Source organism: Lacticaseibacillus sp. 866-1, from assembly GCF_016861825.1.
In the GTDB taxonomy this organism is placed as follows: domain Bacteria; phylum Bacillota; class Bacilli; order Lactobacillales; family Lactobacillaceae; genus Lacticaseibacillus.
Genome location: NZ_BOLU01000031.1, coordinates 20,247 through 27,114, shown reverse-complemented (window position 1 = coordinate 27,114; position 6,868 = coordinate 20,247). Strand labels below are relative to the sequence as shown.

5 protein-coding genes are annotated in these 6,868 nt (G+C 58.5%); 2 read left to right on the top strand and 3 right to left on the bottom strand.

Annotated features, from left to right (window positions below):
* A partial coding sequence (locus JUE30_RS09650) for an RNA-guided endonuclease TnpB family protein (protein WP_203624677.1) occupies positions 1 to 413 on the top strand: 413 nt, incomplete at its 5' end.
* Between the two features lie 172 nt (positions 414 to 585).
* Here JUE30_RS09650 and JUE30_RS09645 read toward each other — a convergent pair.
* Complete coding sequence (locus JUE30_RS09645) at positions 586 to 795, bottom strand: helix-turn-helix transcriptional regulator (RefSeq protein WP_203624676.1); 210 nt, start codon at positions 793 to 795, stop codon at positions 586 to 588.
* 279 nt (positions 796 to 1,074) lie between these two features.
* Positions 1,075 to 3,489 (bottom strand): NAD(P)H-dependent oxidoreductase, encoded by a 2,415-nt coding sequence (locus JUE30_RS09640; RefSeq protein WP_239061401.1) that lies wholly within the window; start codon positions 3,487 to 3,489, stop codon positions 1,075 to 1,077.
* A gap of 395 nt (positions 3,490 to 3,884) precedes the next feature.
* Here JUE30_RS09640 and JUE30_RS09635 point away from each other — a divergent pair, with 395 nt between their 5' ends.
* Positions 3,885 to 4,403, top strand: a complete 519-nt coding sequence (locus JUE30_RS09635; protein WP_203624674.1) for a GNAT family N-acetyltransferase — start codon at positions 3,885 to 3,887, stop codon at positions 4,401 to 4,403.
* A gap of 93 nt (positions 4,404 to 4,496) precedes the next feature.
* Here the strand turns inward: JUE30_RS09635 and JUE30_RS09630 are convergent, their stop codons facing one another.
* Complete coding sequence (locus JUE30_RS09630; RefSeq protein WP_203624673.1) at positions 4,497 to 6,866, bottom strand: ABC transporter permease; 2,370 nt, start codon at positions 6,864 to 6,866, stop codon at positions 4,497 to 4,499.
* Positions 6,867 to 6,868 lie beyond the last annotated feature (2 nt).

Below are 6,868 nucleotides of genomic sequence, written 5' to 3'. Positions count from 1 at the left end.
AACAGCGGGTGCTTGTCGCCAACCTACAACGCAATGTGGCAAACCGCCGCAATGCTTTTCTCCACCTTGTCTCTACGACACTAATCAAGAACCACGATTTAGTCGTAGCAGAAGAGTTGAGAAGCAAGAATATGTTGCGCAATCACGCATTGGCAATGAGCATTGCCGATGTTGGCTGGCGAACGTTCTTGAGTATGCTGGCATATAAAGCCGGCTTGTACGGTCGCTCATTTGTGACGGTCAACCCGCGAAACACCACGCAAACGTGTAGTGCCTGTGGTTTCGTAATGACTGGCGACCAGAAGCTCACGCTGGCCGACCGAAAATGGACGTGCCCGCATTGTGGTGCATTCCACATTCGCGACCATAATGCCGCGAAAAACATTTTGGCTAAAGGATTAGCCGTCAAATAACCAAACAGTCCGTCTGGCCCTTCGGTGTCCGACGGAACTAAGGTGCTAAAGCGCCAAGTCCGTCTGGCAACCTGCGGACTCTAAAGGCTTTGGTAATTAGCACGTAAGACCCGCTTGCGGGCAATCGCTGTATCTAAGCAAATTGTGGTCGCACCGCCGTTAGGCGACGCGCTTACAAGCCTCTGACTTTAGTCAGAGGCGGTTGACCTAAGGAGAGATGATAGAGATCGGCTAACCGCATGACCCGCTCAATGTCCGGGTAACTGCGCGACGTCTCCCAGTTAGAAATCGTCTGTCGACTGACGCCCATGACCTCGGCCAATGATTCTAGGGACATGCCAGATTTGGTCCGAGCGTTTCGCAGCTGTTCGCCAATAATCATCTTTCATCACTCCTTAAGTTGAGATTAGTGGAGATTGCCCTCTCAGAGTACCAAATAATTTTGACATGCAGCAAACTATTGTCAAATCGGGTGGGCAAGTGACCGATTGCCATCAAGCTGGTCCATCAAAAGTGGCCGCATAGTCCACCAACGGCGACAGACGCAATTTGCGCACTAAAGCATAGCCACCATCGAAAAAGGTGCTGCCAGAAGAGGCAACACCTTTAATGATTCAAGTGATTTTCCCAAAGCCCATTTTTGGATAAAAACTTGAGACCGCTATTTTTCTCCCTTAGCTTTGGCAACTGCCTGTGCCACCGCTTCCTTCAACGCGTTGCTGGTCACCGATGCGCCTGACACGGCATCGATTTCTGGCGTGTTGGCCGCCACCATTTTGGCCGGCAGCTCGTGGATGGCCTTCAAACCGACATCCCCGCTTTCGCTTTGCTGCAGAACTTCGACGTCTTGAATCTTGTCATCCTTGTAGGTCACGCGCACCACTAGGCGGTCGCCCATGCCGTTGTCGCTCACCCCAATATACTGATCAGGGCCGACCGGATAGTCAGTTGCGGTGGTCTGCGAATACGCGGTGACGCTGGAGGTCGCCTGGTGCTCAGAGGCGCTTGTCGACGCGTCCGGAGTGGCTGCCGCCGGCTGGTTAGCTGTCGCAGCCTGTGCGGCGCCTTTTGGCCGGGCCGCATTCTCGCCGGCAATTTTGCCCCAGATCAGGCACTCGGCGATGTTGTTGCCGCCTTGGTAGTTATTGACGTTGATCCCGCCAAGTTCACCGGCGGAATACAGGTTCGGGATCGGCTGGTTGGCCGGATCCAGGACCTCGGCGCGGGTGTTGCGCTGCGGGCCGCCCTGCGTGTTCAGCATGATTTGCTCCAGCGCGATGGCGTAGTACGGGCCGTCGTCGAACGCCCGCATCGTCGCCGGGTCGCGGCCATACGCGTAATCCTCGCCAAGTTCAATGAAGTGGGCAAAGTTTTCGCCGGTCTTGGTCAGGATCTGCGGGTCGGCCCCGATCAGCTTGGCCAGATCGGCCAACGAATCCGCTTTGATTGCCACGGCATCGAGGTCGACGCCGGTGACGCCGGCCTGCTTGAATGCGGCCATTTGCGTCGCGTCAAAAATCAGGTGCGGGTGGTCGTTGGCCACTGGCACCTTCCAGTCGCCGTGGTAGTAGATGTGCCCGTGGCGGTTGGCCTCGGCTTCGTTGAAGTAGCGGCTGCCGTCATCGCCGGCGACAAAGACGCTGCCGTCTGCAATGTGCGGCCAGCGCTGCAGCAGCAGGCCGCGCTCGCCAGGCTTGGTGGCCAGGGTCAGGCCGTGCAGCAGGCCGATTGATTCGTAGTTTTGCATGTGCCACATCTGGGCGCCGACTTCCTCGCCCAGCTTGATGCCGATGCCCTTGTTGTACATGGAACCAACCGGGGCGAGGTGCGCGACGCCGAGGTAGTCCTGGACCATTTTCCGGTTGTTTTCAAAGCCGCCGGTGGCGAGGACGACCCCATTGACCGCGCGGATGTTTTTCAGGATGTGGTCGGTTTCGATTTGCGCGCCGATCACCGTGCCGTCTTCGGCCTGCAGCAAGTGCTCGACCGGTGAGCTGTACCAGACATCGATCGCCTTGGCGCGGTCGGTGACCTGCTTTTTCAGCACCTTCCACAGCTGGGCATCCAGGAACCCGTTGTGGACCAGCAGCATGTCATAGGAATCGCTGCCGGGGTATTCCGGGTACTCGTGCACCATGCCGGTGAGGTCGACCTTGCTGTGATCCCAGTCGTGCGCCACACTGAACGGCTCGACGCCCAGGTACCGCTTCAGGTAGTCGCGCATGTTGACCATGCCGTCGACGTAGGTGTCGATCATGTCTTCATCCAGGTCCATCGGCTCGGACATTTTCTTGTAGTAAGCCTTCAGCTGATCAAAATCCTCCCCGGACCCGACCAGCTGGCCGGCGTAGCGCGTGTTGCCGCCTTCGTGGCCTTCCGGCGCGGAATCGACCAGCAGCACCTTGGCCCCGGCATCCGCGGCAAAGCGGGCCGCCGTGGCGCCGGCACCGCCGAACCCCAGCACGACCACGTCATAGGTGGCATCCCAATTGATCGTTTTCCCTTGACTCATGTCTTTCTCCTCCTTGGGCGCCTGCCCGATCATGCGAATGAATGCCAGAAACTTGTCGAAACACTGATCCAAAAATTTAACGGTCTTGGCGTCGGTCAACGCGCCTTGCTTATCAAATGCCGTCTGGCAGTTCGGCAGCATGAACTCGCACCCCGGCATGACGCACGCCTCAACGCCCGGCGCGTCCAAGACGTGGCGCAGATCCATCTGGGCCCGCACCGTGCCCTGGAGGCCGTAAGACGCGCCGACGATCATGACCGGCTTGCCGGCCAGCGAATGGTAACTGGACGACAACCACTCGATCGCGCTTTTGAGACTGGCCGTCATCGAATGATCGTACTCCGGCGTCGCAATGATGATGCCATCAGCGGCTTCCACATTGGCGATCAGCGCCTTCACGCTGGCCGGAAACTGGTGCAGCAGATCCTCGTTAAACAGCGGCAGGTCGCGAATCTCCTGACACTTGATCGCAGCCTGTCCGGCGTAACGCTGCTGCATGTATGCCAGCAGCTTCCGGTTGTACGACACGCTGGCATTATTGCCAACGATTGCTAACAACTTCACTAAACTTACCTCCTCACACTCACCGAATGGCGCGGCCCCCAGTCGCTCAACGCCTACCCGGCTGACCCCGCATAAACGGTGACGGTCAGGCGTGCCGAGCCATTCACAAAACCTTCTCAACCACTTAACAGCTAAATTATATTCCCCTGTCTTGACGTCCTGAAAGCATTTGCACTTCTCGGATGTGAATTGATACACAACTGCTTGGTGGCAGGACGGCAGGCCCAAGGCGAGCCAATCGGGTCCAAAAAAAGGCCTCCGCATCGCGGAGACCTCATGTCAGAAGCTGGCTACTGTCTGGCACTCAGCCAAGCAACCGCTATTTTTTGTCGCAAGAAAAACTCCCAGCTCGGCCGTTGTGCTATCCTTGGCGTAATCATTTTCGAGGTGAGCCTATGACGATCGCATTGCGCGCATTAAATCCGCAGGACGCGGAAGCTGAATACCGGTTTTTTCAGACCATGCCGGAGGAAAATGGCTTTGAGGTGCCGTACCAGGACATCACTTTTCAGGAATTTGTCGAGACAGCCATTCCGGAACGGCTGCTCAGTGCCCAGGGGCTCGGTCCGGCAATCGGCCGCGTGCCGGACACGTACTTTTTTCTCTGGGACGACGACCAGCTGATCGGGCTGTTTAAAGTCCGCCACCGCTTGAATGACCGGCTCCGCCACGGCGCCGGCCACATCGGCTACGGCATCTTGCCGCAATTTCGCGGCCAGGGCTACGGCACCCGCGGGCTCGCGCTGGCGATCAAGGCCTGCGCCCGCCTGATGCCGGCGGCAGAAACCGAGATTTACTTGTCGTGTGCCCGCACCAATCTCACCTCTCTGCAGGTCATGCTTAATAACGGCGGGCGCGTGGTGGACCGCGACGAGAAGGAAAATTACGTGCGCATCCCTAAGCCTCACCGCTGACAGGAAGATGGTTCACCGTCACCCAACCAGAAGGTGGAACCGCAAAGACGCCGCCTCCAGTCAAGGAGCCGGCGTCTTTTGAATCAGCGCCACTCATTCCGCGCGGATCAACTGATCGATATCCTGTTTGGCCAGCATCCGCCACGTCACCGCACCAAAGACCAAGCCGATGACTGCCAGGGCAAGTGCCACCACCGCAATTTGCGGCAGCGGCCAGATCAGGTGGACCCCAACGGCCCCGATCGACATTGCTTGATATAGCAGCCAGGCCAGCCCGATCCCCAGGGCACTACCCAGCAGCCAACCTTGCACGAACAGCTGCCCATACTGGGCCGTTTGCATCAGCACCAGCTGCTTTGGGGTGGTCCCGATGGACTGCAGCATCGCCAGTCCGCGGCGCTGTTCTAGTAAATTGGCGAAAGTGTGATTGATGACCGTCGCCAAACTGACCAGGGCAATGAGCGTGATGAAGCCATACGCCCCCACCTTAACCGCCGTTGTCACTGCGGCGGCTTGTTGATTGTCCGCGACAATATCAGTCACCTGCACCTTGCCAAACCGCGTCTTAATGGCCTGAACCAGCGCGGTATGCGCCGATGGGCGTGCTAACTTGGCCATGAGCGTTGTCCTTAAATCACCGGGCGCGACCGCGAGTGTTTTTTGCCAGCGGTGATAGTCAGTGGCGGATAAGATCAAGAGCGGGTAGCCGTATGTCTCAAACAGCTTAAACTGTGCCTGAGTGGCTAACGGCTTGACCTCTACGCGAATTCGCTGACCTGCTTTGCGGGCGGACGCCTGACCCGATAGAAGCGTCAAGCGCTGACCAGATTTCACTTTGATGAACCATCGCTCGCGGGCTTGACTCCCCGTTCCAACCTGGGTCTTCGTGTTCAGTAAGGTGGGACGGCCGGCAAAAGTGCCCTGGGCCACACGGTCCCCCACCACAGCGACCTTAACGACCTCGCCGTCATTTGGCCCTGAACCATTGATCACCAAGTCAGCGGTTTGAACCACCAGGCCTGACTTGATGCCCTCAGTCTGGTGCAACAGACGCTTCGCCGCCTGCGTTTGATCCCCCTGGCCAGTAATTTCGGCAATAATATCGGCATTTTCCGGCGCGGCAAAATTGCGCCAAATGTTACCAACAAAGCCGGTCAGGCCGACAAAAAGCATCACTGTGATGGTCAACGTCACCAGCATGGTGCCTCGTCCGGCTTGCCGGCGGCTGAACTTGGCTGCCAGCAGCAAAAGCGGCTGCTTGATGTGCTTCATCAGCCAGGTGCTTTTCAGCTTGCGCTTGGCCAACTTGGGCTTAGGTTCCAGGGCACGAATCGCGGCAATCGGCGTCACGCGGCTGGCCCGAAAAGCCGGCCGGGCCGCCGCGAGCAAGGTGACAAGAAGCAGGAATGCCGCCGCAATCACCAGCGGCAGCCAGTCGACCGTCAGCACTAAGGACAGCGGCAGCTCACTGCGGTGCATCATGCGGTTAAGCAAATGAAACGTCAGACTCAGGCCGCCGATGCCAAGCACCCCGCCCAGCACCAAGGCGGGCACGGCAAGCGTGACCCCCTGCCAGTACACCAGATGCCGCAACTGCTTCGGCGTGGTCCCCAGTGAGCGCAGAAGGCCGTAATGCTGACGGTGTGCCTTTACGCTGAGATTAATGCTGGTGTAAATCAGGGTCAAAGACACGGCCCCAATAATCGCCAAGATGATAACGAGCACCGCCAGAATGGTTCTGACACTGCGCGACTGGTTTGCTTCCCCCATGACTGACAGGGCCAAAGTGTTATAGGTCACTTGCTTGGGGTTCAACCCATTGGCAGCCGCCAGTGCCCCGAGCCGATGGCGCAGGTTGACCGGGGACTTAGTCAGCACGGCCAGCGCTTGGTTGCCCGTCAGCTGAGGGACCAGCCGCACCACGCCAGTCGTCGGAAAATAGGTCTGACTGTACGGCGATACCGTCCCCACGATTCGGTACTGGGCCGTCCGCCCGGCGATGGTGATGGGCAGCCGCTGGCCCACCTGCCGCTTTTTGCTGATCAGCTCAGCGGACACCAGGACTTCATCGGCATGACGCGGCAGGCGCCCACTGTACAGCAGCGGTTTCAGCTGTTTGCGGTCGCGCATTGCGAGGCTAGTCGTAGGCAATGAGGCAGTGATCTTGGTGTGCGTTTTTCCGGCCACGATTGTCTTGCCATTCACCTGATAGCGCAGGGTTTTGACAAAGGCCGGATTCGCCGCGAGCCGCTTGACCGTGCTGGCAGGGCCAGCCGGAAAGTTGGCCACCATGCCGCCGGTGTTGCTGAGCTCAAGGTGATACAGAGTCGTCTGCAGGCTGCGCAGCCCGACCAGCGACGCGACCATGAGCGTCGCCGCAATGGTCATCGCGCCGATCGTCATCAGGGTGCGGCCCCGTTCGGTTCTTAAGCTGCGCCAGCTGAGTTTGGTGATGATCCCCATCT